The 25,477-nt window shown below is 61.9% G+C and carries 21 protein-coding genes and 1 tRNA gene; 11 read left to right on the top strand and 11 right to left on the bottom strand.

Features of this window, described 5'->3' with window-relative positions; translation table 11 throughout:
* The first annotated feature begins 336 nt into the window (after positions 1-336).
* A complete protein-coding gene (locus B097_RS0109655; protein ID WP_018582321.1) occupies positions 337-2,169 on the top strand; it encodes a phosphoenolpyruvate carboxykinase (GTP) in 1,833 nt (610 codons plus the stop codon).
* Between the two features lie 229 nt (positions 2,170-2,398).
* Positions 2,399-2,596 carry a hypothetical protein gene (locus tag B097_RS0109650; protein ID WP_018582320.1) on the top strand — a complete coding sequence of 66 codons (198 nt, stop codon included), beginning with the start codon at positions 2,399-2,401 and terminating at the stop codon, positions 2,594-2,596.
* A gap of 3 nt (positions 2,597-2,599) precedes the next feature.
* On the opposite strand, the gene B097_RS0109645 is transcribed toward B097_RS0109650, so the two are convergent.
* The gene (locus tag B097_RS0109645; protein WP_018582319.1) at positions 2,600-3,364 is read right to left on the bottom strand and encodes a class I SAM-dependent methyltransferase; all 765 of its coding nucleotides are present in this window, start codon (positions 3,362-3,364) and stop codon (positions 2,600-2,602) included.
* Between the two features lie 22 nt (positions 3,365-3,386).
* On the opposite strand from B097_RS0109645, the gene B097_RS0109640 reads away from it, so the two are divergent.
* Positions 3,387-4,466, top strand: a complete 1,080-nt coding sequence (locus B097_RS0109640) for a glycosyltransferase family 4 protein (protein WP_018582318.1) — start codon at positions 3,387-3,389, stop codon at positions 4,464-4,466.
* Here the strand turns inward: B097_RS0109640 and B097_RS0109635 are convergent.
* Together B097_RS0109635 and B097_RS0109630 are read right to left on the bottom strand one after the other, a co-directional pair.
* Positions 4,411-5,850 carry an MmpA family trehalose lipid delivery protein gene (locus B097_RS0109635; RefSeq protein WP_018582317.1) on the bottom strand — a complete coding sequence of 480 codons (1,440 nt, stop codon included), beginning with the start codon at positions 5,848-5,850 and terminating at the stop codon, positions 4,411-4,413. The genes B097_RS0109640 and B097_RS0109635 overlap by 56 nt on opposite strands.
* A complete protein-coding gene (locus B097_RS0109630; protein WP_018582316.1) occupies positions 5,834-7,081 on the bottom strand; it encodes a porin PorA family protein in 1,248 nt (415 codons plus the stop codon). The genes B097_RS0109635 and B097_RS0109630 overlap by 17 nt, the downstream gene beginning before the upstream one ends.
* 42 nt (positions 7,082-7,123) lie before the next feature.
* Here B097_RS0109630 and B097_RS13345 point away from each other — a divergent pair, with 42 nt between their 5' ends.
* Positions 7,124-8,227, top strand: a complete 1,104-nt coding sequence (locus tag B097_RS13345) for an acyltransferase family protein (protein WP_081618045.1) — start codon at positions 7,124-7,126, stop codon at positions 8,225-8,227.
* On the opposite strand, the gene B097_RS0109615 is transcribed toward B097_RS13345, so the two are convergent.
* The 3 genes from B097_RS0109615 to B097_RS0109605 are packed head-to-tail and all read right to left on the bottom strand — an operon-like array spanning position 8,116 to position 11,862.
* Complete coding sequence (locus B097_RS0109615) at positions 8,116-11,154, bottom strand: alpha-(1->3)-arabinofuranosyltransferase domain-containing protein (RefSeq protein ID WP_018582313.1); 3,039 nt, start codon at positions 11,152-11,154, stop codon at positions 8,116-8,118. The genes B097_RS13345 and B097_RS0109615 overlap by 112 nt on opposite strands.
* A gap of 6 nt (positions 11,155-11,160) precedes the next feature.
* Positions 11,161-11,358 (bottom strand): DUF2613 domain-containing protein, encoded by a 198-nt coding sequence (locus tag B097_RS0109610; protein WP_018582312.1) that lies wholly within the window; start codon positions 11,356-11,358, stop codon positions 11,161-11,163.
* A 21-nt stretch (positions 11,359-11,379) separates the two neighbouring features.
* The gene (locus B097_RS0109605) at positions 11,380-11,862 is read right to left on the bottom strand and encodes a universal stress protein (protein ID WP_018582311.1); all 483 of its coding nucleotides are present in this window, start codon (positions 11,860-11,862) and stop codon (positions 11,380-11,382) included.
* 93 nt (positions 11,863-11,955) lie between these two features.
* Between B097_RS0109605 and B097_RS0109600 the strand changes: the two genes are divergently transcribed.
* Both B097_RS0109600 and B097_RS0109595 read left to right on the top strand, forming a co-directional pair.
* A complete protein-coding gene (locus B097_RS0109600) occupies positions 11,956-13,161 on the top strand; it encodes a glycoside hydrolase family 3 N-terminal domain-containing protein (protein WP_048402620.1) in 1,206 nt (401 codons plus the stop codon).
* A gap of 107 nt (positions 13,162-13,268) precedes the next feature.
* On the top strand, positions 13,269-14,894 hold the full coding sequence (locus B097_RS0109595) for a VanW family protein (RefSeq protein ID WP_018582309.1): 1,626 nt from the start codon (positions 13,269-13,271) through the stop codon (positions 14,892-14,894).
* Here B097_RS0109595 and B097_RS0109590 read toward each other — a convergent pair whose 3' ends face one another.
* Positions 14,895-16,190, bottom strand: coding sequence for a hypothetical protein (locus tag B097_RS0109590; protein WP_018582308.1), 1,296 nt, complete (start codon positions 16,188-16,190; stop codon positions 14,895-14,897).
* A 66-nt stretch (positions 16,191-16,256) separates the two neighbouring features.
* Between B097_RS0109590 and B097_RS0109585 the strand changes: the two genes are divergently transcribed.
* Positions 16,257-18,056 carry a glycoside hydrolase family 15 protein gene (locus B097_RS0109585; RefSeq protein WP_018582307.1) on the top strand — a complete coding sequence of 600 codons (1,800 nt, stop codon included), beginning with the start codon at positions 16,257-16,259 and terminating at the stop codon, positions 18,054-18,056.
* On the opposite strand, the gene B097_RS0109580 is transcribed toward B097_RS0109585, so the two are convergent.
* Entirely contained in the window at positions 18,053-18,880 is an 828-nt protein-coding gene (locus B097_RS0109580) for a M23 family metallopeptidase (RefSeq protein ID WP_018582306.1), read from the bottom strand. The genes B097_RS0109585 and B097_RS0109580 overlap by 4 nt on opposite strands.
* Positions 18,881-19,257: 377 nt before the next feature.
* On the opposite strand from B097_RS0109580, the gene B097_RS0109575 reads away from it, so the two are divergent.
* Together B097_RS0109575 and B097_RS0109570 are read left to right on the top strand one after the other, a co-directional pair.
* On the top strand, positions 19,258-20,619 hold the full coding sequence (locus tag B097_RS0109575) for an AAA family ATPase (RefSeq protein WP_081618044.1): 1,362 nt from the start codon (positions 19,258-19,260) through the stop codon (positions 20,617-20,619).
* Positions 20,612-21,196, top strand: a complete 585-nt coding sequence (locus tag B097_RS0109570) for a hypothetical protein (protein ID WP_018582304.1) — start codon at positions 20,612-20,614, stop codon at positions 21,194-21,196. The genes B097_RS0109575 and B097_RS0109570 overlap by 8 nt, the downstream gene beginning before the upstream one ends.
* A gap of 136 nt (positions 21,197-21,332) precedes the next feature.
* Here the strand turns inward: B097_RS0109570 and B097_RS12835 are convergent, their stop codons facing one another.
* From B097_RS12835 to B097_RS0109550, 3 genes are all read right to left on the bottom strand, one after another.
* On the bottom strand, positions 21,333-22,049 hold the full coding sequence (locus tag B097_RS12835; RefSeq protein WP_211216847.1) for a DUF981 family protein: 717 nt from the start codon (positions 22,047-22,049) through the stop codon (positions 21,333-21,335).
* A 13-nt stretch (positions 22,050-22,062) separates the two neighbouring features.
* Positions 22,063-22,344: a hypothetical protein gene (locus tag B097_RS0109560; RefSeq protein WP_018582302.1), complete on the bottom strand. Its 282-nt coding sequence runs from the start codon at positions 22,342-22,344 to the stop codon at positions 22,063-22,065.
* Positions 22,345-23,387: 1,043 nt separating this feature from the next.
* Positions 23,388-23,461, bottom strand: a tRNA-Gly gene (locus tag B097_RS0109550).
* A gap of 65 nt (positions 23,462-23,526) precedes the next feature.
* Here B097_RS0109550 and dcd point away from each other — a divergent pair.
* Both dcd and B097_RS0109540 read left to right on the top strand, forming a co-directional pair.
* Positions 23,527-24,096 carry a dCTP deaminase gene (gene dcd / locus B097_RS0109545; RefSeq protein WP_018582300.1) on the top strand — a complete coding sequence of 190 codons (570 nt, stop codon included), beginning with the start codon at positions 23,527-23,529 and terminating at the stop codon, positions 24,094-24,096.
* A gap of 52 nt (positions 24,097-24,148) precedes the next feature.
* Positions 24,149-25,465, top strand: coding sequence for a UDP-glucose dehydrogenase family protein (locus tag B097_RS0109540; RefSeq protein WP_026254442.1), 1,317 nt, complete (start codon positions 24,149-24,151; stop codon positions 25,463-25,465).
* The last annotated feature ends 12 nt before the right edge of the window (positions 25,466-25,477 follow it).

The raw sequence follows: 25,477 nt of genomic DNA, 5'->3' as shown, positions 1-25,477 counted from the left end.
GGTGTGGGGTTAGGCATAAACCTTCTTGCTGCATAGATCTTCCTTATTGCGCGGGCTAGGTGGCTATTTTGGCCCCGCGGATGGCGCGCTGGGAGAATCTGTGAATGGTTGCGAATGGTGATCTTTGCGATCTTCACTTACCCCTGTTAGGGGGTAGACATTTCTGGCACAAAAGTGTTGCAAGTCACTGATAGTAGTGTTTATGAGGGGGTTTTGCCAAGGGAGTCTCTGCCCGGCAGATGGTGTTACGTCAATCAAACCACCTGCTCGGACGGTGTTCGATAGTCTGGAAGTGCAAACTCCCCCGCTTCTAGGAAACATGTGTCAGGAGATTAGATGACCAACACAATCAAAGGCCTTGTTGGTGAATTGCCAACCGATAACCAGCAGCTGATCGACTGGATCAACGAGGCTGTTGAGATTTTCCAGCCTGACGACGTCGTGTTCGTCGACGGTTCCGATGAAGAGTGGGACCGTATGGCAAACGAGCTCGTCGATAAGGGCACCTTGATCCGCCTGAATGAGGAGAAGCGCCCGAACAGCTTCTTGGCTCGCTCGAACCCTTCTGACGTGGCTCGCGTCGAGTCCCGTACCTTTATTTGTACCGAGAACGAAGCAGACGCAGGCCCAACCAACAACTGGGCTCCTCCGAAGGCAATGAAGGAGGAAATGACCGAAGCGTTCACCGGCGCCATGAAGGGCCGTCGCATGTACGTCGTCCCCTTCTGCATGGGCCCAATCAACGACCCAGACCCGAAGCTTGGCGTGCAGCTGACTGACTCCGCCTACGTGGTGATGAACATGCGCATCATGACCCGCATGGGCCAGGACGCGCTGGACAAGATCGGCACCAATGGCGACTTCGTGCCTTGCTTGCACTCCGTTGGCGCGCCACTGGAGCCGGGCGAGGAAGACGTTGCGTGGCCATGCAACGACACCAAGTACATCACCCACTTCCCAGAGACCAAGGAAATCTGGTCCTACGGTTCGGGCTACGGCGGCAACGCAATCCTGGCGAAGAAGTGCTACGCGCTGCGCATCGCTTCCAAGATGGCCCAGGAAGAAGGCTGGATGGCAGAGCACATGCTCATCCTGAAGCTGACCAGCCCAGAGGGCAAGGTGTACCACATCACCGGCGCGTTCCCATCCGCATGTGGCAAGACCAACCTGGCAATGATCACCCCAACCATTCCTGGCTGGAAGGCCGAGGTTGTGGGCGATGACATCGCATGGCTGCACCTGCGCGAGGACGGCCTCTACGCTGTGAACCCAGAAAACGGTTTCTTTGGCGTGGCACCTGGCACCTCCTACGATTCCAACCCGATTGCGATGCGCTCCATGGAGCCAGGCAACATCCTGTTCACCAACGTCGCACTGACCGACGATGGCGACGTGTGGTGGGAAGGCATCGACGGCGAGACCCCAGATCACCTCATCGACTGGAAGGGGAACGACTGGACGCCGGATTCCAACGAGAAGGCGGCGCACCCGAACTCCCGTTACACCATCCCAATCGCACAGTGCCCAACCGCAGCACCTGAGTACGACGACTGGAAGGGTGTGAAGGTCGACGCGATCCTGTTCGGTGGCCGTCGCCCAGACACCGTTCCGCTGGTCACTGAGGCGCGCGACTGGCAGCACGCCACCATGATCGGTACCACCCTGTCCTCCGGCCAGACCGCAGCGTCTGCTGAGGCAAAGGTTGGCTCCCTGCGTCACGATCCATTCGCGATGCTGCCGTTCATCGGCTACAACGTTGGCGACTACATCCAGAACTGGATCGACATGGGCGAGCGCGGCGGCGACAAGCTGCCAAAGGTCTTCCTGGTCAACTGGTTCCGCCGCGGCGACGATGGCCGCTTCCTGTGGCCAGGCTTCGGCGAGAACTCCCGCGTTCTGAAGTGGGTCACCCAGCGTGTCGACGGCACCGTCGGCGCCGAGGAAACCCTGGTGGGCCACACCGCCCGCGCAGAGGACCTCGACCTTGAGGGCTTGGACACCCCATTGGAGGACGTCAAGGAAGCACTCGCAGTCAACCCAGATGAGTGGGCTGCCAACGTGGAGGACAACGAGGAGTACATTGCCTCGCTGGGCAGCCGCGTTCCGCAGGAAGTCCACGATGAGTTCAATGCTCTGAAGGGGCGAATCTCGAAGGCGCAGGGCAAGTAGTACACTGACCTATCCCCACGCATCTAACCCCGGCTCCGCCACGATGGTGAGCCGGGGTTTTGCTCTTCTTTTTAAGCTGAAAATAATATGAGTGCTGTCCAGCCATTTGCCATAAAGCGTGCTTGTAGGGCTTTTCAAGACGCCTTGCTGTAGGATAACCTATATAAAGGTTAAGGCTTTGTGGTTGATCTTGTGCTTAGTTAAACGATAAAGAAAGGTGGCCCCGGCAATGGACCAGGTACCGATGATCGACCCCGCGTCGCGCGAGGACGATGTCGCCGGGCAGTCACGCCCAGCACGCGACCCAGACCGCCGCCGACTGTTCGTGATCTTAGGCTGGTTGGCCGCGGCCATGATCGTCTTATGTATCGTGCTCTGGCTGGTAGTGAGCAATCTTCTCGAGGTCATCTACTCCGGCGCCCTCTAAAAGTCACGCGCGCAGAACGACGACCAAATTCGACACCCCGAACTCCCGCAGGACAGGAACGCGCACCATCCACCACGCCCACCACGGGTGGTAGCGGGGAAAAGCGGCCACCAACTCGCCGCCTGTCGTCTCGCGCGCCCATTGCAGGCCCTCCGCGCAGGAAACATCAAATAAACTTTCCCCAAACACGTTCTTCGGCGGGTGGCCGTGCTTCTTTTCGTAGCGCCGGCGAGCAAAATCCCCACCCACGTAGTGCTGCCACAGGCCTGTTTCATGCCCGCCGAATGGCCCCAGCCACACCGTATAACTCACGATGGACAGCCCGCCCGGGCGCGTCACCCGCAGCATCTCCTCCGCCATGCCCCACGGGTCCGGGGTGTGTTCCACCACGTTGGAGGAATAGGTGATGTCAAAGCAGTCGTCGGCGAAGGGGAGGTGGGAGCCGTCGGCACGCACAGACCCGAAACCACTTAAGCCCGCGGCCGCCATCTCCCCAGCGTCCGGTTCCACGCCCACATACCATGCGCCCCGGCTAGCGAACTCAGAGGCGAAATAGCCCGGCCCGCCGCCCACATCCAGCACTCGGGCCCCGTCCAGTGCGGGGCCGGAAAGATCGCCGGTCAGCGCGTCGATAAGCGATGCCGTGTCGCGCGCCAGACCCGAGTAAAAGAGGTCGGGCCGCGGCTGCTCGTAGCGAAAAGAGCGCAGCAGCCCAACCGAGCGGGAGAGGGTGGCGAAGCGGCGGGTACGCGAAAGGGTCACAACCATCCAAGGTAGCATCGAAGACCTGATGAAGATCTTGTTGATGTGCTGGCGTGACACCACCCACCCGCAGGGTGGCGGTTCCGAACGCTACCTGGAGCGCGTCGGCGCCTACCTGGCGCAGCGCGGACACGAGGTGATCTACCACACCGCCAGCCACACGGACGCGCCGCACAAGTCGCAGCGCGAAGGCATCACTTTTCGGCGGCGAGGCGGGAAATATACCGTCTACCTGGCCGGACTGTGGGCGATCTTGAGGCACCGGCCGGACGTGATCGTCGATACGCAAAACGGCATCCCCTTTTTCGCCCGCCTTTTCACCAACGCGCCGACGATCCTTCTCACCCACCACTGCCACCGCAACCAATGGCCGGTGGCAGGGCCGGTGATCGCGAAGCTGGGTTGGTTCTTGGAATCCCGCCTGGCCCCGCGCGTCTATCGCGGCGCGCCGTACGTGACGGTGTCGGAGGCCTCCGCCAATGACCTGATCGAGCTGGGCGTGCGCGCGACCGACATCACGATCATCGAAAATGGGGTGGACCCCGTGCCGGACACGTTGCCCGTGCTTGTCGACGATGGCCTGATCCACATCGTCACCCTGTCCCGTCTGGTGCCGCACAAGCACATCGAAGACGCCATGGATGCCGTGGCCACCATGGACGGCGTGGTGCTCGACGTAATCGGCTCCGGCTGGTGGGAAGAGGAGCTGCGGGACTACGCGCGGCCGCTCGGCGACAAGGTGGTCTTCCACGGGCAGGTCACCGAGGACTATAAACACGCCCTGCTGGCGCGCGCCGCCGTGCACCTGATGCCCAGCGCGAAGGAGGGCTGGGGCCTGGCCGTGATTGAGGCAGCGCAGCACGGGGTGCCGTCGGTGGGCTACCGCGATGCCGGTGGCCTGTGTGATTCGATCCGCGATGAGGTGACGGGGGTGCTCGTCGATACGCGAGGCGAACTGATCGCCGCCACGCGCGAGTTGATCGAGAACACCGCGCGCCGCCGTGAGCTGGGGGAGAACGCGCGGGCGTGGGCGGCCACATTCTCCTGGGAGACTACGGGCGCGCGCTTCGCCGAGCTGGTCGAAGGCTTAGCACCAGCAGGGGAGTAGCAGCCCACAGGGCCAACAGGACAAGGCCCAGCCAGGGGGTCGGCGGCGCGGGGGCGTCGGTGCGCTCCACGTGGCCATCGGGGTAGACGATGACATTGGGTTCGATCGTGGTTTCAGCAGGCTTATCGACGAGTACCCCGTCCACCGTGAGCTCACCCGATTCGATGACGTTATATGCCTTGGTGGCGGGGTCGACCACGGGGATGCCGTCGCCGCGAGCGATGAGGGTGGGGCGGTCGACGAACTCGACGAAACCGGTGGTCTCAACGTTGGGGATCGCGACGGTTACCGGACGCAGGACTGCTAACTCCGCGGGCGCGTCGTGGGTCTGCAGCAGACATAGCGCGAGGGCTGCGCCTGCGAGCACGCGCGGCAGCAACCCCGCGGCGGCGACATAGGCGGGGATGGCCAGGATCAGCCATTTCTGGCTATCGCGCAGCAGCCCGCCGCCGGGAATGGTCTCCACCACCCAGCCCAGAACCTGCGGGGCCAGCCAGCCCGTCAACGCCACGGCAAAACCCGCTGCCGCCAACCACAACAAGGGGCGCGGCACGCGACGCACGGCACAGAGCAGGAGGAGGAAAAGCAGGACCCCGGCGATCGCGAAGCCGGAGCTACGAGACGCCGGCACCGCGTCCGCGTTCCAGATCCCACCCAATCCAACAATGGCGCCGAGCGTGCCCACGTGTTCTTCCGCGCGCGGTGCAAAAGCCTCCACGGCGGAACGTGAGGAGGTCCCGCCACCTGCGTGAAGCAGGCCGGTGACCGCCCACGGCGCACACGCCAGCACGCCCGCTACCCAGACCTGCCAGCGACGATGCGTAGCCAAAGCAATCGCCACCGCCGCCAGAGCACCCGTGGGCGTTAAAGAACAGACCCACACTGCCACGATCAGCCAGCCCGTACGGGCCGAAAGACCCAACCACGCCACCACGGGAAGCAGCCAGGCGGCCACCACCAGCGACCAGTGCCCCTGCAACAGTCGCTCCACCACAAAAGGATTGGCCACGGCCACGGTCATGGAGGCGGCGCTGCGCAGAAGAGAGGGGGGATCGTCGGAAAGCGAGGCCAGGCGAACCGCGCCGAAAGCGCCGGCGGCAGCGGAAGCGACCATGAGCGCACGCACAAACCACGTGGCGGGGATGACCTGGCCAACAATGGCCAGCACAGCATCCTGCGGGGCGTTGCGACCCGGCAACGTGCCCATCCCTAAGGACGCGTGGGTGAGCAAAGGATGATCGAGGACCACCATGTCGCGCATGGCGAACTCGCCCGGTCCGGCGAAAAGCGCCCACGTCATCGCACCCACCAGCAACGTTGCCCAGGCGGACAGGACAACTGTGCCTGTAGTGCCGGTAGTGCTGGTGTTAGGCTTGTGCTTCATCAATGTTCAGTGTGGCACGGTGGCGGCGCCGGCGCACTAACAGCCACGCCAACACCACGAGGGCGGCGATCGTCGTCACGTTCGCCACCAAAGACACCGCCTGCAGAGCACGGATGCGCGCCATCTGCGGGGTGGCCACATCAAGCTGGGCCTGCTGTGTCGCCTCGTCGAAAGCGAAATCGGCGCTAAATATGGTGCGGACCGGATTGCGCAGGTTTTCCTCTGAGATGGCGCGGGCCTGCAGATTGTTCTCCGCAAAGAAAATATCCACGTCCACGTGATGGTCCAGCACGGTGCCGGTCTTTGGCTCCACGAAAAATGTGCGAGTGGCCTCATAGTAGGGCTGCAGGCGCACCTGCTGACCCTCCGCGTACTCGAAACGCTCCATCTCTTCGGGGGAGAAGAACCGCTCGGCTGGCCCCTCAGTGACGGCCTTCACGCCTTCCGCCGTGGCATCGTCGAGGCCCAAAGCCAGCTGGAACTGTTCGACCGGGCTCAGGCGGGCAATCGATTCCAGCGCCTCATCGGCGGCTGAGCCCGAGTAGGCATCCAGGATCGACTCAATCAAGCTGCTCGGCGGCACCTCCGCGTGGAATTTGTAGGCGCGCACCCCGTTAACCTCAACTGGGTCGACATAATCGAGCGGCACCAGTTCCCACACGATCGGGTCGGCGTACTGGTAGGAGCGGCGCTCCGTTTCAAAGGGGAAGAAATACTGCAGCCCCTCCAGAGTGTGTGCCGGCACCGATACGCCGGAGTTCAGCGGAGGGATGGTGAAAAGCTTCGTCGCCACAGGCTCGGTGACGGGGTAGTTGGAGTCACGGTTCAGCCGGTGGTGGTCCTCCACCTCGGCGTAGGGCTCGCCACCAATGATGACGCGCATCAGCGAATCCACATTCGTCTCCATGAACTTATCGGTGGACGAGGTGGTGATGGTTTGGGCGAGCTCGGCCGGGCCCTCCAAGTGGGTACATCCCGGGGTGGGCAGGTCCACGCACGTGGCCGTGCTGGCAGCGGCGGGGTCCTTGTTCGGGTCCAGCAGAGCCCACAGGTTGAGGACAGTCGAGTCCTCAGAGACGAAGTGGGCGTCTGTTTGGGCGCCGTTGGGAAGCAGCTTCATCAGGAACACGGCGATGGGCGGCATAATGTTGCCGATGAGGATACCGATCACCACGACGATGGCAGAAATGGTGATTCCACGCTTGTTGCGTGCTTGGTTAAAATCAGCCATCGTCGTGTCAGACCTTTCCATTAAGCTTGTCAAGGAATCATTATGACAGGTGCCTTTATAAATTCGAAGCGCCGACACCTCCCAGAGCTTGCAGGCTTGCGGGCTGTGGCGGCGCTGGGCATCGTCGTCACGCACGTCGCGTTCCAAACCGGCACCGAATCAGCCCTGTTCGCCCGATTCGACTACTTCGTCTCCGTCTTTTTCGCCCTGTCAGCGTTTCTGCTGGCACGGGGGCAGGGGCGACCGCAGCATTACTTCACCAAACGTGTCGCACGTATCGCCCCAGCCTACCTGGTGTGTGTCACGGTGGTGCTGCTCGCTCTTCCCGAACTTGCCGACGTCACCTGGCCCCAAGCAGTGGCCAACCTGTTGATGATCCAGATCTACGTGCCGGACGGGCTGATCGCCGGGCTGACCCAACTCTGGTCCCTGTGCGTGGAAGTAGCCTTCTACCTGGTGCTTCCCGCCTACCTCGCGTTGGGGCGGCGGGGGCGAGCCGCGGCGTTGATCGTCGGCACGTGCCTGGCGCTGGCGTGGCCGTGGCTGCCTTTCGTGCGCGACTCGATCGACGCGTGGGGTGTGAACCTGCAGATCTGGCCGATCTCGTACGTGCCCTGGTTTGCGGTGGGGTTGATCTGCGCGGAAGTTGAACCGCGCGTATCGACGAGGGCCCAACGCGTGCTGCGCCCCCGGTGGGTGTACTGGGTGCTTGCGCTGGTGGTGGCGTGGTTCGCCGGACTCGAGGCCGTGGGGCCGATGGGGCTGGAGCACCCCAGCCCCGCCGAATTCAATGTGCGCGTGTTGTTGGGCACACTGTTCTGCGCGTTGGTGCTGGTTCCTTATGCGCTGGCGCCTTCAGACAGCGGGGTGCTGGCCAGCCCGGTGATGCAGGCTCTGGGCCGGTGGTCGTATTCCATCTTCCTATGGCACGTCGCGGTGCTCGCCGTTGTCTTTCCGCTGTTGGGCATCCCTGTGTTCAGTGGCGGCTTCTTCCCCGTGCTGGCGGCCACCGTGGCGATCAGCATTGCCGTGTCCTATATCTCCTTTGAGCTGGTGGAAGTCCCCGGCGCCCGCTTGGTGCGCGCTATCAGGGCGACGAGGACCACAGCACCGGCGACGGACACCGCCGCCGAGTCTCCGGCGTAGCCAGCACTCGGCCACGGCGCGCGTGCCAGCCACAGCCCCATCATCGCTGCGGCGCCGCCGGCGAGTGCCCAGCGCGGAATCACGGTGAAGCGGACAACTGCCCAGGCGAGCACCGCCCCGATCGCGCCGGGCAGGCCGCCGACCAGCACGGCGGCGGCCACCGGCAGGATCCGTGGCGCCTCCCCGGTGGGGGCCCAGGCAGGTTCCGGGGTGATGCGTCGGGTGGCGACTATGCACACCACAAGCGTCACGATGCCCAGCAGACCACCCGCGATCAGGCTGAGCCGGTAGGCGGATTGGCCGGCGAAGCTGAAGGTGACCTCGCCTCCCACCCCGGCGGGGACGACGAAGGAGGTGAGGCCGGCGTCGATACGTTCGGGGAGGAGTTCCTGCCCACCCACGTGCGCGCGCAGGCCCTCGTTGAAGCTGCGGGTGCTCAGGATGCGCTGCGGTTGGTCGGAGGCGGTGACTGTGGTGTCGAAAGGCTGCCACGTGGCCGTCGGCGGGGTCCCGCGCTCCAGGGTGAGCACACGTTCGCGGGAGGTGAGGGTGTGGAAGCCAACATCCAGCTCGACGGGACCTGCTGGGTACTCGGTGCCGTCGATAGTCGCGGGGCCGGACAGCTGCCACGTATCCGCCTGGTGGGTGGTGAAGCCGCGCTGCAGCGTGGAAGTCTCAGGCATGAGGCGTTGGAAGAGGAAGACCTGCGCGTCCGGCGAGGTATCGGGCACGGTGACCAGGCGCTCTACTCCCGTGTCCAGCTCCGCGATGCCCACCGGCTCCGTCAGTTCGATGCGCACCTTGTCACCGGGCACGCTCACGGTGCGCGGCGAGAACCCGGAGACGGAGATCTCGCGGTCAAAGTCTCCGCTGATCACGCGCAGGGTAGTGGTCGCGGTGGCCGTGATGGTCACTTCGCCGTCGGCCACGGTTGATTCGATCCAGCCCTCATCGCCCAGCTGCGGCCACCAGGCAGTGCGCGTGGTGCCGTCGAACGCCGCGGTGAGCGATTTAGAGGCATCTGCTCCGCCGAAGGAGGAGGCATCGGCAGCTGAGGAGGACGCGCTCGCGCTGCCACCCGTTTCGGTGACCCCCACACGTGGGCCCGCAGAAGGATAATCGGGCACGCGGTTGCGGATATCCTGGCCCTCACCCAGGTCACGCAGGTGGGCAGACACCGCCCCGTCGAGGGTGCCATAGTTACGCACCGCCAGCGCCGGAGTATCGGTGACGATCTGCGCGCCCTCGTCGACAAGCGTGCGCGGGCTGTACCCATAAATGCTGTCCAGCAGCGCCAAGGATTCGCCTCCGCCGGTCACCGTCACGGGGGCATCGTCGGTGATCATCATGTCGCGCTCCGGCTCCAGCAGGTACACGTCCACCTCGCCGAAGGTGCGCGGGGTGCCGGGTAGTTCCAGTTCCTCCTCACGTTCTTGATCCGAATCGAGGTCGTGGCGCACCAGCACCGCCCCGATCCCCATCGCGCGCAGCGCCTCGTCGGCACGCGCCGGGTCCTCGTCGATGGCGGCCCGCACCCCGTCGAGCCCGCGGATTGCCTCCGGATCCACCAGTGGGATCGCATCGCGCACCGCAAAAGGAGTATCCGACAGTGCCTGGATCGGCTCATCGCGCGTCCACCCCCAGTCCTGCCGGGCAAAAGACGCCGACGGCAGCACCAGCGTGCGCGTATTCGGGGCATGCTTATCGACGAAAGCAGCCGCCTCATACCAGTACTGTGGCACCTCCTCCCAGGTGCCCTGGTGGGCGAGCCGACCAGACCACGCAGGCGCGGTGGCGGCCACGACGATCAACCCCACCGCTGTCAGCGCCGGGCCTTTCACCCGCAACTGGCGGGCGTGGGAGAGCACATAACCGACTCCGAGGACCAAGGGTAGGCGGACCAGCGGGTCCAACTTGTGCACGTTGCGGAAGGGGGCCAGCGGGTCGTCGAGAAGCGACTGCCACCAACTGCCTAAGGGGCCCTGGCCCAAGCCGAGCAGCAGCACGCCGAGGGCGAGAAGGGTGACCAGGTAGCCGCGCCACGGCATCTGGCGGGCGGCAAGACCGGCCAGGCCGGCGGCTGCTACCGCCATCGTGGACAGCACGAACACCGGTTCTGAGATGAGGAGGTAGCCGGCGGTGCGTTCCGTGTCGACAAACGGCGCCCAGCTGGTGGTGCCGCGCATGATCTCGGCGAAATTCAGCCAGTGCGTGGTGGTGAAGGATGATTCGATGAAGTCCGTGAATGGCGGGGAGTAGCGCCCCAGCACCAGCAGCGGCCCGATCCACCAGGCGGACACTGCGGCGCAGCCGGCCAGCCAGATCGCCAGGGCACGCCATTGGCGGCGGTACACCAGCAGCAACCCCGCGGGAATGCACGCCATCAAGGTGGCTGTGGCGTTGACCGCGCCCATCAACGCCACGGGAATGATAGCGGCCGCGCCCTGCCGCAACCGGGTGTTCGAGCTTGCGAGAACACCCGCAAAAGGAATGAGCGTCCACGGAACTAGCGCGACCGGCCAGGCCTCCGAAGAGATGGCCGTCAGGGTGGTCAGAATCCGTGGGCTCAAGGCATAGAGCACGGCAGGGGTGATCGTCGATACGCGACCCTGCAGGCCAATACGCCGGGCCAAGATGAGCGTGCCGGAATACGCCACCCCCATGACGATCGCCCACCATAGGCGCTGGGCGACCCAATCGGGAAGCGGCTCGGTGAGCAGGAAGAAGAGGCCCTGCGGGAAGAGGTAGCCGTAGGCCTGGTTCTGGATCTGGCCGAGGGTGAACTCGTCGGTGTAGGCGCTGGTCGCCCCCGCCAGAAAACCCGCCGGATCCAAGGCGAGGTCAAGCTTGGTGTCGGCGGCGGTACGGCCAGGGTCCTGCAGAAAAGCCAGGACAGTCAGCAGGACCCAGCCAACAACGTGCGCCATAGGAGGCTAGGAGCGCGAACCGTATTCCGGCACGCCCAGCACAGCCTGATCCGCCGGGACGGCATTGCCCTCCGGCACGGTGGACTGGCCTGAGAAACTAGCGATGCCCAACACACCCACCACACCAAGCGCAACGCCAACAACAGCGCTGGCGATCACGGGGCCAGCGGTGCGACGCGGAAGAGAAGAGGTGGAAGTAGTCATGCACCCCACCCTAACAGGTGATTAATCCTCATCGGAGGAAGACGGCACCACAAAAACTGGGCAGTTGGCCGTCTGCAAGACGTTGGCTGCGGTGGAGTTGGAGAACCAGCTTTTCACCCCCGAAATCCCGCGGGTGCCCGCCACGATCACGTCCACGCCCAACTCATCGGCGGCGTCCGCGATGGCCTGGGCAATATTGCCGGTGTGCTCCACGATGTGTGCCTGCACGCTGAGCCCCAGGGATTCGGCCAGCTCGATGCCCTCCTCGCAGACGTTGCGGGCGTGCTCATAGGCGGTGTCGTCCTCGCCGGTATAGGCCGGCTGGTGCGAACCGGTCATGGAGGCGGCACGGGCATTCGTGCGCGTCATCGGCTCCCACGCGGTGATGATCTCGACGGCCTCGGCTTTGAGCAGCGCGGCGGCCTGGCGCAGCGCGTGAGCAGCGATGCTGGTGCCGTCATAGGCGATGAGCATGCGGCGTGCTGGTGCAGAAGAGCTGTTCATGGTCCCCGATCATAACCGCCACTAACTTTTCTGTAGCAGAAACCACTAGGCTGGGTGCTTTAGTGACCTAGTGACACCGGAGAGGAGCCAGCCGTGCGACATCGTCACGTCGCCAGAAGCACAGCCAGAAGCACTGTCGCTGCCGTGCTCGTGGCCAGCCTGGCGGGCCTGGTCGGTTGCAGTTCTGAGCAGCCCCCAGTGGAGGAGACCACCCCGGTGACCACGCTGGAATCGTCGACAAGCACCAGCTCAAGCCCAAGCCCCACCACGCCGCCGCCTCCGCCAGCGCCCGCGGACCCTCGCGAGCGCGTGCCGAAAGACCTGCACGCGAAAGCCGCGAGTCTGCTGGTGGTCGGGGTGACGGATTTCGATTCCGCGCTGCGCGCCCTGAACCTTGGGGTGGGCGGGGTGATCATCCCGAGCTGGGCTGATCCGGCGATCTTTACTGAAGAAGGGCGCAATATTCACGCGCTGCGGGAGATCGTCGACCGGCCATTCACCGTGGCCATCGACTTTGAAGGCGGACGTGTGCAACGCCACACCAACGTCCTCGGCGAGTTCCCACCGCCGCGCATCATGGCGCAGATGACCCCGCCGGAAGTCCGTGGCATGGCCTTTGACATCGGCACTCGCCTGCGCGCGCAAGGGGTCACGGTGGATTATGCGCCGCTTCTCGACGTCGACATCGCCGGCCTGGAGATCGTCGGCGACCGCTCTTTCTCCCACGACCCGCAGATCGCCGCCGACTATGGCATCGCCTTCGCCCAGGGGCTGATCGACGCCGGCGTGACCCCCACCTTCAAACACTTCCCCGGCCACGGCCAAGCCAGCGCCGATACCCACCTGGACACAGCGGTGACCCCGCCCTTGGACACACTGAAGGACGTGGATCTGAAGCCCTACACCCAGGCGATTCCCGCTGTGCCCCAGGCGTCCGTGATGATGGGGCACATGATCGTGCCGGGACTTGGTGATGGTCAGACGCCCGCCACCATCAACCCCGCCGCCTATGAGCTTTTGCGCAGCGGCAACTACCCCGGCGGGGTGCCCTTCAACGGCGTTGCAGTCACCGATGATTTATCCGGCATGGTAGCCATTACCTCGCGCATGAGCACCGCAGAAGCCGTCGTGGCCACCGTCGCAGCGGGCGCCGATCAAGCATTATGGTCCTCCGGGGCCAATATTGAAGAAGCGATCGGGGGACTTGTCGCGGCGGTGGACAGCGGGGAGGTCCCCATGTCGCGTATCGACGAAGCAGCCGTACGCGTGCAGCAGCAATATATAGACACGGGCCAATAAAGCCCGCCCCGGCTAGCAGCCAAGCACGTCACCGCGTTAACCTAGTGTTTGTGAGTGCAACTAGTTCGTCAGCTTCGAAAAACCGGGCCGGCAAAATCACCATTGGAGTGATCGTCGGCCTGTTCGCCGTGCTCGGGGCCCTCTACGTGGCCGACCTGGTGATGAACCAAGACAACGTGCCGCGTGGCACCGCTGTCGGCGGCGTAGACATCGGCGGCATGAGCCACGAGGACGCCGTGAAAACGCTTGAGCAGGAGCTTGGCGACGAAGCCAACGCCCCTGTGACCGTGCGCGCAGCAGAACTGAGCTCCGACATCATTCCCGCCGCCGCGGGGCTGGGCATCGACTGGGATGCCACCGTGGCGCAGGCGGGCGAGGAATCGAAGAACCCGTTCACGCGCCTGCGCGGGCTCTTTGTCACCAAGGAAGTAGACGTTGTCCCTACCGTCGATGAGGCCGCGCTGACCCCCGAACTAGACCGTGTGGAGCAAGATCTCAACGCTGAACCCGTCGATGGTGCGTTGCACATCAACGCAGGCAACGTGGAGATCCAGGACCCCGTGCTCGGCCAAACCGTCGATCGCGAGGAACTGCACCAGCGCGTGACCACCGGCTGGCTCAACCCCGACGGGGTAGAAGTTGAGCCTGCAGAGGTGCAGCCAGCGATCAACAGCGAGATGCTCGAGGCCGCAGCCAAGGGACCCGCCGCTGAAGCCACCTCCGGTCCGCTTACCATCACCGGACGTGACGACGTCACCGCCGAAATCCCCGTGGAGCGCATCGGCGAGGTCGTTGCCTTCCCGAACGTGGAAGGCCAGATCGAGCCCCAAGTGAACACCGAGGCAGCCCAAGCAATCTTCGAGGAGCAGCTGGCCCCCACTGAGGTGAAGATGGTCAACGCCTCCTATAACTCCGACGGCTCCGTCAACCCACACTCCGACGGCGTGCAGATTGACTGGGAAGACACCATGGCAGACTTCCCCAACCGCGTGATCGGCGAGGCCGACCGCGCCTGGGACGCCACCTATGAGGATGCGCCCGCCACCTTCACCACCGAGATGGCCGAATCCGCGACCTACGACGAAGTCGTCGGCGAGTTCACCACCTCCGGCTACTCCGCGGCATCCGGGCACAACATTGCCCTGACAGCGCAGATGGTCAACGGGGCCGTCGTCGGACCGGGCGAAACATTTTCGCTCAACGGCTACACCGGCCCCCGCGGTGCCGCCCAAGGGTTTGTGGAAAGTGGCATCATCATCGATGGCCGCGCCGGCGAGGCCGTGGGCGGTGGTATCTCCCAGTTCGCCACCACCTTGTACAACGCCAGCTACTTCGCAGGCATGACCGACATCACCCACACCCCGCACTCCTACTACATCTCCCGCTACCCGGCCGGCCGTGAGGCCACCATCTACGACGGCGCCATCGACCTGGTGTTCCGCAACGATTCCAAGCACCCCGTGCGCATCGAAACCTCCACAGGTGGCGGCAGTGTGACCGTGCGCCTCATGGGCGTAAAGACCGTCGAGGTCGAATCCATCAACGGCGGCCGCTGGGCACAGACCAGCCCCCAGCCACGCACGGTGACGGGACCTGGCTGCAGCCCGTCGGGTGGCGCGCCGGGCTTTACGACGAGCGACACCCGCATCATCCGGGATCTCGCCGGCAATGAGATCTCGCGTGAAACACAAACCACGGTGTACGACCCGCAGCCGATCGTGCGCTGCGGTTAGCTAGAGCCAGCCGTCCGGTCCCTGCGAGCCTGCCGGGTATTCCTCCATGGGGGCGGTGCCCTGCTCAAAGGCCTCAAGGACTGGTTCCATGATGCGCCAGGCACGCTGCGGGGCGCCCTTGTCCACGCCGACAGAATCATCCTCGTTTAAGATCCCGCGGGCGACACGACCGTAGGGGGTCAGCTCGGAGGAATCAGCCGCTGCGGTCAGAGTCACATTTGTGGTTTCGCCGGCGCGCCCGTGATCCGGGACGGGGACCTCTAAGGCGAGGGCATCCTTGAAAGGCACGATCAGGCGGGCCGGGTCGGCGTCCTGGTCAGGGTTGGAATCTAGGTCACGGTAGGTAATTTCGAACTCCTGGCGCGGGTTGCCGATGGCTTTACCGGAACGCAATGTAAAGACCGTATCGCGCCACTGCTCAGTATCCACGCGTACCTGGAACTGGGCCAGCGTCTCAGTTTCGTTGTCCGGGTCCACACCTTCTTCGTCCACATAGGATGGCACGCGTTCACCGTCGATCTCGCCCGCCGTGTAGCGGGCGCGGCGGGCGGAACCATCCACGTACTCCATCGCGTCCAAGATCTCATTGGCGGGGCCACCGCCAGCCAGAACCCGGGCCAAAGACTGCAGCAGGTGGGACTGCAACATATCTACTGCCGCGCCGGTGGACTCGTAGAAATCGGCGCGCCCCTCTAGGGTGAGGTCCTCGTCGAAAAGCACCGTGATCGACTCGATCGATTGACTATTCCAGCTGTTCGCAACGGGAGCTGTGGTGCGCAGCAGCCCGACCAGATTAATCACTGGGGTTTCGTGGAGGAAGTGGTCGATGCGCACGATCTGCTCCTCCGGCAGCAGATCGGCCAGGGCGGCGTCGAGCTCATCGGCTTCGGAAGCGCTGGTGCCGAAAGGTTTCTCGATGGCCAGGATGGTGTCCTGGGGCAGATCGACATCGGCAAGAGCGTCGACTGCTTCCTTGATCACCGCTGGTGCCAGAGCGAAATAGAGGACCAGGCGGGTATCGGCAGCAGCAGAAACGATTGTGTTCAGCGTTGCGGGATCAGTGGCATCGCCCGCGATGAAAGAAGCAGAGTCAGCCAGGCGATCGTCGTTAAGTGCCGTCCCTGCCGTGCTGAGCGACTCGCGCACGAACGCAGGGTAGTCAACGTCCTCCCTGCCTACGCCGAGGAGGCGGACGCCGTAGCGATCATATTGTTCGAGGTACTGGGCAATTCCGGGGATCAGAAGGCGGCCGGCCAAATCGCCCGCGCCACCCAAGATGCAAAAAGTAGTGTTCATGGTCTCAACCGTAGGCACGAATCGATTGCTGCGCGCGGAAAGCTATTTTTCCCTAGAGTGGGTGACATGGCTTCAACTCCGCTGGAACAGTACGCGCTCTTGTCCGACACCAATACCGCAGCCCTGGTCAGCCGGGGCGGCTCAGTCGACTGGCTGTGCATGCCACGCTTCGACTCACAGGCGATGTTCGCCCGGCTCCTCGGCGACACCGACAACGGACACTGGACCATCACCGTCTCAGGTGGGAAAGTCACCGACTGGGGCTACCGCGAAGACACCTTCATCCTGGAAACCACGTGGGAATCAGACACCGGAACCGCCCGCGTGACCGACTTCATGCCCGTTGGTACCGGCGGGGTTTTCTTCCAGAACGCTGACCTGCTGCGCCGCGTCGAATGCCTCTCCGGCGAAGTAGACGTGAACGTGGCCATCAGGACGCGCTTCCACTACGGCCAGGCCGTACCCTTCGTGCGCTACGCGGACGTGGACGGCGACGGGGTGGAGGAAATGCTGGCCGTCGCAGGCCCCGACGCCGTCTATATCCGCGGGCCGCGCTTGGAGCACGACGAGGAACACGGACACCACGTCAACAGCTTCCACCTGAGCGAAGGAGAGACCCTGCAATGGGTCATGCTGTGGGCGCCGTCCTATGAGGACAAACCCGACTCCCCCGACTACTCCCAGGCGCTGGAGTCCACCACGAAGTTCTGGAGGGACTGGATCGGCGGCCTGGAGACGGTGGGCAAGTATTCCGACGATGTGCGCCGTTCCCTGCTTGTGCTGCGCGCGCTGACGGACTCGGTGACCGGCGGCATCGTCGCAGCCCCCACCACCTCCCTGCCCGAAGAGTTCGGCGGCGAGCGCAACTGGGACTACCGCTACGTGTGGCTGCGCGATTCCGCCCTGACCATCGAGGTGCTCGTCCAGTCCGGTTTCCACGACCGCGCAGGGGAGTGGCGGGACTGGCTGTTGCGCGCCATCGCCGGCGACACCAGCCAACTGCGCATCATGTACGGGCTGCGCGGCGAGCGGCACCTGCCGGAGCTTGAGCTGGACCACCTCAGCGGCTACGAAGACTCCAGGCCGGTTCGCATCGGCAACGGCGCGTCTGAGCAGTTCCAAGCCGACGTGGTAGGCGAAGTGATGATCGCGCTGGAAATGCTGCGCGACGCCGGCATCGAAGAAGACGAATTCACCTGGAAGCTACAGAAAGCACTCCTGGAGTACCAAGAGGACAACTTCGACACACCCGACTACGGCATCTGGGAAATGCGCAGCGAACCAGGCATGTTCACCCACGGCCGCGCCATGATGTGGGCCGCCTTCGACCGCGGCATCAAGGCCGTGGAAAAGCACGGCTTCGACGGGCCCGTCGACCGGTGGCGCGAGCTGCGCGACAAGCTTTACGACGAAATCATGACCCGCGGCTACAACGAAGAACTCGGATTCTTCACCCAGCGCTACGACAACACCGAAGTGGATGCCTCCCTGCTGCAGCTGGCCCAGATCGGATTCGTGGACTACACCGATCCGAAAATGCTGGCCACCGTTGAGCGCGTTGAGCAGGAGCTTATCGACGACGCCGGTTTCCTTCACCGCTACGTCACTGGCACCGGGTCTGATGGTTTGGAAGGCTCTGAATACCCCTTCCTGATGTGCTCTTTCTGGCTGATCGAACAGTACGCCAAATCGGGCAGGGTAGAGGATGCCGTGGAGAAGATGGACCGCGTCCTAGCAGTGGGCAGCCCGCTTGGCCTCTTCGCCGAAGAGTACTCCCCCGAACACGGCCGCCTAGCAGGCAACTATCCCCAGGCGTTCTCACACCTGGGGTTGGTACGCGCAGCGCACGCAGTCAGTCAGGTCTAGAGGCTGATGCCGTTGGCCGCGAACCACGGCACTGGGTCCACCGCACCGTTGCCCGACGGGTGGTACTCAAAGTGCAGGTGGGAACCGGTGGAAAAACCACGGTTACCCATACCGGCGATCTGCTGGCCAGCTGCAACGCGCTGACCGACGGAAACGTTCAGCGTCTCCATGTGGCCATAAATAGTCATCGAGCCATCGTCGTGCTGAATGCGGATCCACTGGCCGTAGCCCTGCGCCGGGCCCGAATCGATGACCGTGCCAGCCATGGCCGCAAGGATCGGAGTGCCCACCGCATTCGCGATGTCGACCCCAGAGTGCATCGTTCCCCAGCGCGGGCCAAAGCCCGAGGTGAACACGCCTTGAGCTGGCTTGACAACTGCCGCGCCGGTAATGAAATCAGTCGTGATTCCAGCTGCTTCTAGGCGAGCCTTCTCAGCCTCCGCAGCCGCGGCCTGCTCGGCGGCAGCCGCCTCTGCAGCAAGACGATCCGCTTCTGCCTGAGCCTCAGCGGCGCGCTGGTTGTTGTACTCCACAGCCTTGCCAAGCTGGCCGTCCAAGTCATGTGCTGGCTTGTACTCGCTAATCGTCAGGATTTGAGGCGTGGTTTCCTCGGCGAACGCGTCAACCGAGGTATCTTCCGCGTCGTTGACCAAGTCAACGCCGGTGTCTGCCTTCTCGCTCAGTGTGGCAGCAGCAGCGGCGCCAATGCCGGCCGACGACACCGTGGATGCGACTGCAGCAACAAGTGCGACGCGACCCTTGGTACGGGAAGGGGTAACCTTGCGGTGCTTGCCTCCGGCGGTAGGTCGAGTGTTCAGACGCATGGGGCCTTCTCTCTTCAGGGTTCTTCTCAAAGTGTCACGCGGTCCCGCAGGGACCGAATCTAGACATTACTTAATAAATGATAAGAGTATAAATCTCGTAATCAAATTGTTATCTTGTTGGAGACTGTAGTCACCGAGCACACAAGGCGCAAGCGGTCGACGGCGACAGGAATTGGTCACGTCCAACTTCCTATGTGTAATCGCTCAACATGTAAACGACCTGCATGTTTGGTGGGAGTGCGAGTTTTTCGCGCCCCGGGACTCTGATGGTTCCCTGAACGCGACGTGCGATCTTAAGCGTTACAACAGTCAAGCGTATAACCGCTGGATATGGTTGTACCCGCTGAAGTACGTTTTGTCAGTGTTAATCTGAGCACATGCGCATACACGTGGAAAATCTAGGGCCGATAAAGCAGGCTTCCTGGGATTTGCGAAAACTCAATGTTCTTGCCGGGCCAAACAGTTCCGGCAAAACCTATCTTGCGCATGCTGTGTATTCGGCGCTCAAAGCAACCACTTGGCCTAACAGTGTTGGTTTTTTCTCACCCGTTGATGAGTCTGTCACTCGGACGATGGCGGAAGAACTTTCAGCAGTGGGTAGGTCGTCGGTCAAGCTCTCTGAGCTTGCTGATTTTTTCCATCTTTCATTTGAAGCAGCTCTCGAGGCTGGTCTACGAGGCATCGATCGTGGAACTAGCAAAGAGTCAATCAGGTTTGTGCCTGAAGAAGGGGAGCTTCTCGGGACCGCTCTTCAACGGATAAAGAGCGGACAGTATATCCCTGGGACTAATTTCGGTAACTTCAGCCTGAACCTCCAGATCAGCGATGCGGATGATCCGGACATCACCCTGACCAAACAATCCAATCGTCTGGATACAGACCAGCCTGGAAATGACAGTTCGGCGGAGGAATACATGTGCGGGTTTGTGCAGCGACTTCTTGGTCTTCTCGCGGCGTGGCCGTCGCGGATGCCCTACGTCCTGACCTCTGAGCGGGTTGGGTTGTACACGTTTCAGTCGGACATTGATTACGGTCGCTCTGAAATGGTGGAAAAGTTCCGAGTGACCAACGGTGGTACCGCTGCCGAGCTTTCAACCACTCCTTGGCCCTCAGCTGTGGAGGATAATCTCGATCAATTCCGACGTTTACAGGATAAGAACTTCCGTGCTTTTATGAAACCGGTGCCTGAAGCAGGAAAAATGATCGACCTGATTCATCGCATGTCAGGTGGGCAATTCCATTTCGAGGACGGCAGTTATACTTTTGCGCCCAAGGACAGTGATGTACACCTACCAATGTCGTCCACTTCGAGTACCGCTAGGTCCCTTTTTGAGCTAGCCGAGTTTGTCACCTGGCACGCGCGGCCTGGAGCGTGGATTGTGATCGATGAACCGGAACTAAACCTCCACCCAGATAACCAGGTTCTCATGGCGCGGTTGCTCGTTCGTTTGGTAGACGCTGGAGTAAGTGTTTTCTTGACTACTCACAGTGACTACCTCCTTCGAGAGCTGTCTATCCTTACTGTGCTGGATTCGAAGGAGGAATGGCCTGAGGAGTACCAAGGCGTAGCTAGTCTGAACCCCGACGACATTCGAGTGGGATATTCGGAATTGCAGGATGGCGTTTCGTCTCTGAAGAAAGCTGAGGTTTCGCCCCACAAGGGCATCCACACCCCTTTCTTTGACGGGACTATTGCTCGGCAAAATAGGCTTTTCGACGAGGTCGTGTGGGGTGGCTAAAGTCGAGCGCTTTGCTAAGCGCATAGTAGAGGTGATCCAGCCGGATGATGTGGTGCTGGCGGAGGCCACAGGTCGATCCCAAGGGCAGTACCACATTCACTTAAGCGAGGTGGATGACAAAAAGGGGGAACGTTTCGTCCGGCTTACCGACGTGCCAGAGTCCTTGATAGCGGTTAAGCTGGATTCTTTCGATCTAAACAGGGCCTTTGTTCAGACTGGGGGAGGAAAGCCCTATGGTCGGCGATGCGACTATCTGTTAGTTGATCCCATTAATCATCTCCTAACGTTTATCGAGCTTAAGTTAGGAACGACGGGCGGTCACGCAACAGACGTTGTGCTTCAGCTCAAGGGTGGTCGTGCAATTGCTGATTACATGGCGTCGTTGATGTGGCATTTTGATGGCGTAGATATTGATCTGGCGGGAGTGGAAACGCGGTTTTTATGGATCACTTTTCAGCAATCCTATTCGGATCAATTCAAACGTGGCTCCCAGTTCAAAGCAGACGATGTGGATGATCCGCGCAAGCTATCACAAGGTAGGAACGGGTCGATCAACTATCGGGCAGTCATTCTCTAGGTTAATGCTGACTGCTGGTGGTCACGCGGACAACCCCAAGTCACTCGTCGGCAATGTGCGCACTTCAAGAAAGATGTAAAAAGCCGGCATACGAACTCAATCGCAAGCCGGCTCAAAAGTCGGTAACGCAGTTACCCTACTCCCACGGGAACACGAGCGTGTCCGGGTACTGCTCAGGCTGGTTGTAGGCGTATGGGAAGAAGCCCACGTGGCCGTAGAACAGTGTCAGGCCAAGCACGATCCACATCATGCCGAAGAACCAGATCAGCACGGTGAAGATTTTGTTGACCTTCTTGCTGGTCACCGCGAAAGGCGACAGCAGCGCAACCACGCCGGTGCCCACGTACATGGAGAACACCATGAGCGGTTCGATCAGCTGGCCTTCAAGTAGTCGGGCCACCGGTTCAATGCCCGGCGGGCGCCACTGGCCGAAGTGCAGGCCAGCGATGCCGAACAGGATCAGGCCGAAGCCGCCAATTGCAGCGACGTACAGCAGCGGACGAAGCGTGGCGACGAGGTCAAGCGCGCGCAGGCCCTGGTCAGCCTTCTCCTCAGCGCGGATGATTGCAATACCCGCGATGAAGGTGAGGATGCCGTAGAACGCAGCAGGCTCACCGAAGGTGACGTTATCGACGGCACAGCAGAATGCGCCCTCGATCTGCTCGAGCGGCCACGTCAAAGTCATGTGCATACCGGTGATGCCCAGGAACGCGCCGAGGAAGACGAATGCCCAGCCAAAACCGGAGATAGAGCGTCCGGTGCGGGTCGCAGCGGACTGCATGAAGATGGGAACCAGGATCATGATAATGCCCACGATCAGGCCCATGGTGGTGTTGTAAGTAATGCCTTGCATCAACATGGTTGTGTTACTCCCTTTCCGCCAGCATCAGTTGGCGAAGGAACATCAACGCGGTGGCAAGACCCATGGTCAACACCCACACGAGGGTGCCCACGTCCTGGCCGAATACGTCGCCGACGCCCCAGAAGAAGATCATGCCGACGATGGCGCCAATAATGATGGCAGCCCACGTCAGCTTCACAAGTAGAGGAGACCACTTCGCGATGGTCTCCTCCCGGAACTCAAAGGGTTCGAGCTGTCGTGGCTCATATGCCACGGGCGGCTCCACCCGAGTGGATTGGTTAGTCATAGCACTCTTTCTCCAAATGAATGGTTACGCGAACCTTTCGCGATACCTGTGCCCAGCAACTAATAGTACGGCCATATTGTTTCCCTGTTAAATCGAGCACAATTATTTAGGGGATAACTGTGAATATCTCTATCAAATTGAATGGCTCCGACCATGAAAACTTTCGAGCAAGCATTCGGGAATGGCGTAAGTCTTAAGGCTTATCGTCGAGATGCTAGTTGCTCTTCGCACCCTTGTGTCGCTGCAGGAATCGGTCGAACCCCCACCACATGATGGGCATAAAAACCACGACAATAATCCAGTAAACGAGCCAAAAGCTTCCATCGAGTCCGGCGACTACCATTCCGGATAGAAGAAGGACGGCAGTGATGGCGCACGCGATGACACATTTTTTCAAATTGTCACGACTGTCACTTTCGGAGACCCGTCCTGATGCTGTGTGCGAGAATCGACGGTCCATCGCGTTGATGATGTCACGCCCGAATACGATAGAAAATGCAATGTAGAATGCGGCGAAGCCATGCATAAATTGTGCTTGACCTGTCTCGCGGAGAGATACGTAAGAAAAACCTAGAAGTACTAGGTCAATCAACGGCGTTGCGATGAGGAACGCGATCCCGAGCTTGGGAAGTTTTAGACCGTACCGAATGGCGACCCTAGGAACAGGCAGACCCAAAATGCCATTTCGGCTACGACGATAGCGGTGAGCATGGTTCGAATCCTTGATTTTGTGAGGGGCACTCCCGGACGTTTACGTGGTTGGCAGCGTTAATCAACAGTTGCCAAGATAATGGCAATGTCATTGCTACGCCACAGCTCTAGGTGAAGATCTAGTGAAGATTGTTAACCCCTAAAATCAACCCCCGTGGTGCTGAGGAAAGATAGCTCGAAGCATCCGAAGGTTTAGTTACTTATGTGAAAGCCTGCGGCGCGGCGTACCAAGCCGAGCAGGCCCTACCAACACTCCGGAACACCACCCGCCCACGAAGAAGGCCTCACCGGCCTAGAACACTGTTCTAGGCCGGTGAGGCCTACTGATCACATGGAGCCGGCGACGAGAATCGAACTCGCACTCTCAGCTTGGGAAGCTGATGTTCTACCACTAAACTACGCCGGCAATGTAGGAGAGTTTAGCACTCGGTCCTGGCCACGCGAAAATGGCCCTGCCGTAGACTGGACCTTGTGATTCTTTCTGACCATGACATTCGCGACGCCATCAGCTCCGGCGACCTCGGCATCGAGCCTTACGACGAGGCCTTGGTCCAACCCTCCAGCGTGGACGTGCGCTTGGACAAATATTTCCGCGTGTTCAATAACTCGCGCTACACGCACATCGACCCGAAGCGGGAGATGGAAGACCTGACCACGCTGGTGGAGGTGCCTGACGACGAGGCCTTCGTCTTACACCCCGGCGAGTTCGTGCTGGGTGCCACGTTTGAGAAGTTCACCCTCCCTGCACATTTGGCGGGGCGTTTGGAGGGGAAATCGTCGTTAGGCCGCCTGGGGCTGCTCACGCACTCGACGGCAGGCTTCATCGACCCCGGCTTTTCCGGATACATCACCCTCGAGCTGTCGAATGTGGCCAATTTGCCGATCGTGCTGTATCCCGGCATGAAGGTGGGCCAGCTGGCGCTGTTCCAGATGTCCTCGCCGGCGGAAGTGCCGTACGGGACCGGGGCGCTGGGCTCGAAGTATCAGGGCCAGCGTGGCCCGACCCCGTCGAAGTACTACCTGAACTTCCGCGACCAGTAGTGGCCCGTAGCTCGCCCTGCCAAACTGCGCCAGGTGGGCAATAATGGCTGGCATGAAGATGGCAGTCATTGGAACTGGATACTTAGGCGCCACCCACGCCGCATGCATGGCAGAACTGGGCCACGAGGTGCTCGGCGTGGACGTGGACCAGCACAAGATCGACGAGCTGGCCGCCGGCCGCGTGCCGTTTTATGAACCGGGCCTGCCGGAGGTCCTCGAGCGCAACCTGTCCGCTGGGCGCCTTGACTTCACCACTGACTACGCGCGCGCCGCCGAGTTCGCCAATATCCACTTCCTGGGCGTGGGCACCCCGCAGCAGCGCGGCTCTTACGCCGCGGACACCTCATACGTGTTCGCCGTTATCGAATCACTGGTGCCCCTGCTGAAGGGCGAGCACATCATCTTCGGCAAGTCCACCGTCCCCGTCGGCACCGCTGCCGCTTTGCAGGAGCGTGCCGACGAGCTCTCCGCACCGGGCACGACTGTGGAAATCGCTTGGAATCCCGAATTCCTGCGCGAAGGCTACGCTGTCAAGGACACGATTGAGCCGGACCGCATCGTGTTGGGCATTCGGGAGGGATCGCGTGCCGACGAGGTCGCCCGCGAGATCTACGCCTCCCCGTTAGAGAATGACACGCCTTTCTTGGTCACCGACCTGGCCACCGCTGAGCTGGTGAAGGTCTCCGCGAACGCATTCTTGGCCACCAAGATCTCCTTCATCAACGCCGTCAGCGAGGTCTGTGAGGCCGCAGGCGCGGACGTGACTCAGCTGGCGGACGCCATCGGTTATGACGACCGAATTGGCCGCAAATTTTTAGGCGCAGGCCTCGGTTTCGGTGGTGGTTGTCTGCCAAAAGATATCCGCGCCTTCATGGCCCGCGCCGGCGAGCTGGGCGCCGACCAGGCGCTGACCTTCCTGCGCGAGGTCGACGCGATTAATATGCGCCGCCGCGACCGCGTGGTGGAAATGTCCCGCGAAATCTTGGGCGGCTTGCTGGGGCATCGCATCACGGTGCTGGGCGCGGCGTTCAAACCGAATTCGGACGACGTGCGCGATTCTCCAGCCCTGGCGGTGGCGGGCCAGCTGTCCCTGGCAGGTGCCGCGGTGAAGGTCTATGACCCACAGGCCATGGGCAACGCCGCCAAAAACTTCCCCACCTTGGACTACGCGGAGAGCACCGAGGATGCCCTGGAGGGCGCCCAGCTGGTAATCCTGGCCACCGAGTGGGCCGAGTTCAAGGAGCTGGACCCGGTCCGCGCCCGTGAGCTGGTGGAACACGCTCGCATCCTCGATGGACGGAACGTGCTGCCGGTGCAGGCGTGGCAGGACGCCGGCTGGCAGGTGTGGGCGCTGGGCCGTTCGCTGTAAGAATCGGGCTGC

The organism is Corynebacterium pilosum DSM 20521 = CIP 103422 (genome assembly GCF_000373805.1).
Taxonomy (GTDB): domain Bacteria; phylum Actinomycetota; class Actinomycetes; order Mycobacteriales; family Mycobacteriaceae; genus Corynebacterium; species Corynebacterium pilosum.
Note: the sequence above shows the minus strand (reverse complement) of the source record. Positions and strands in the feature narration are given on the sequence as shown.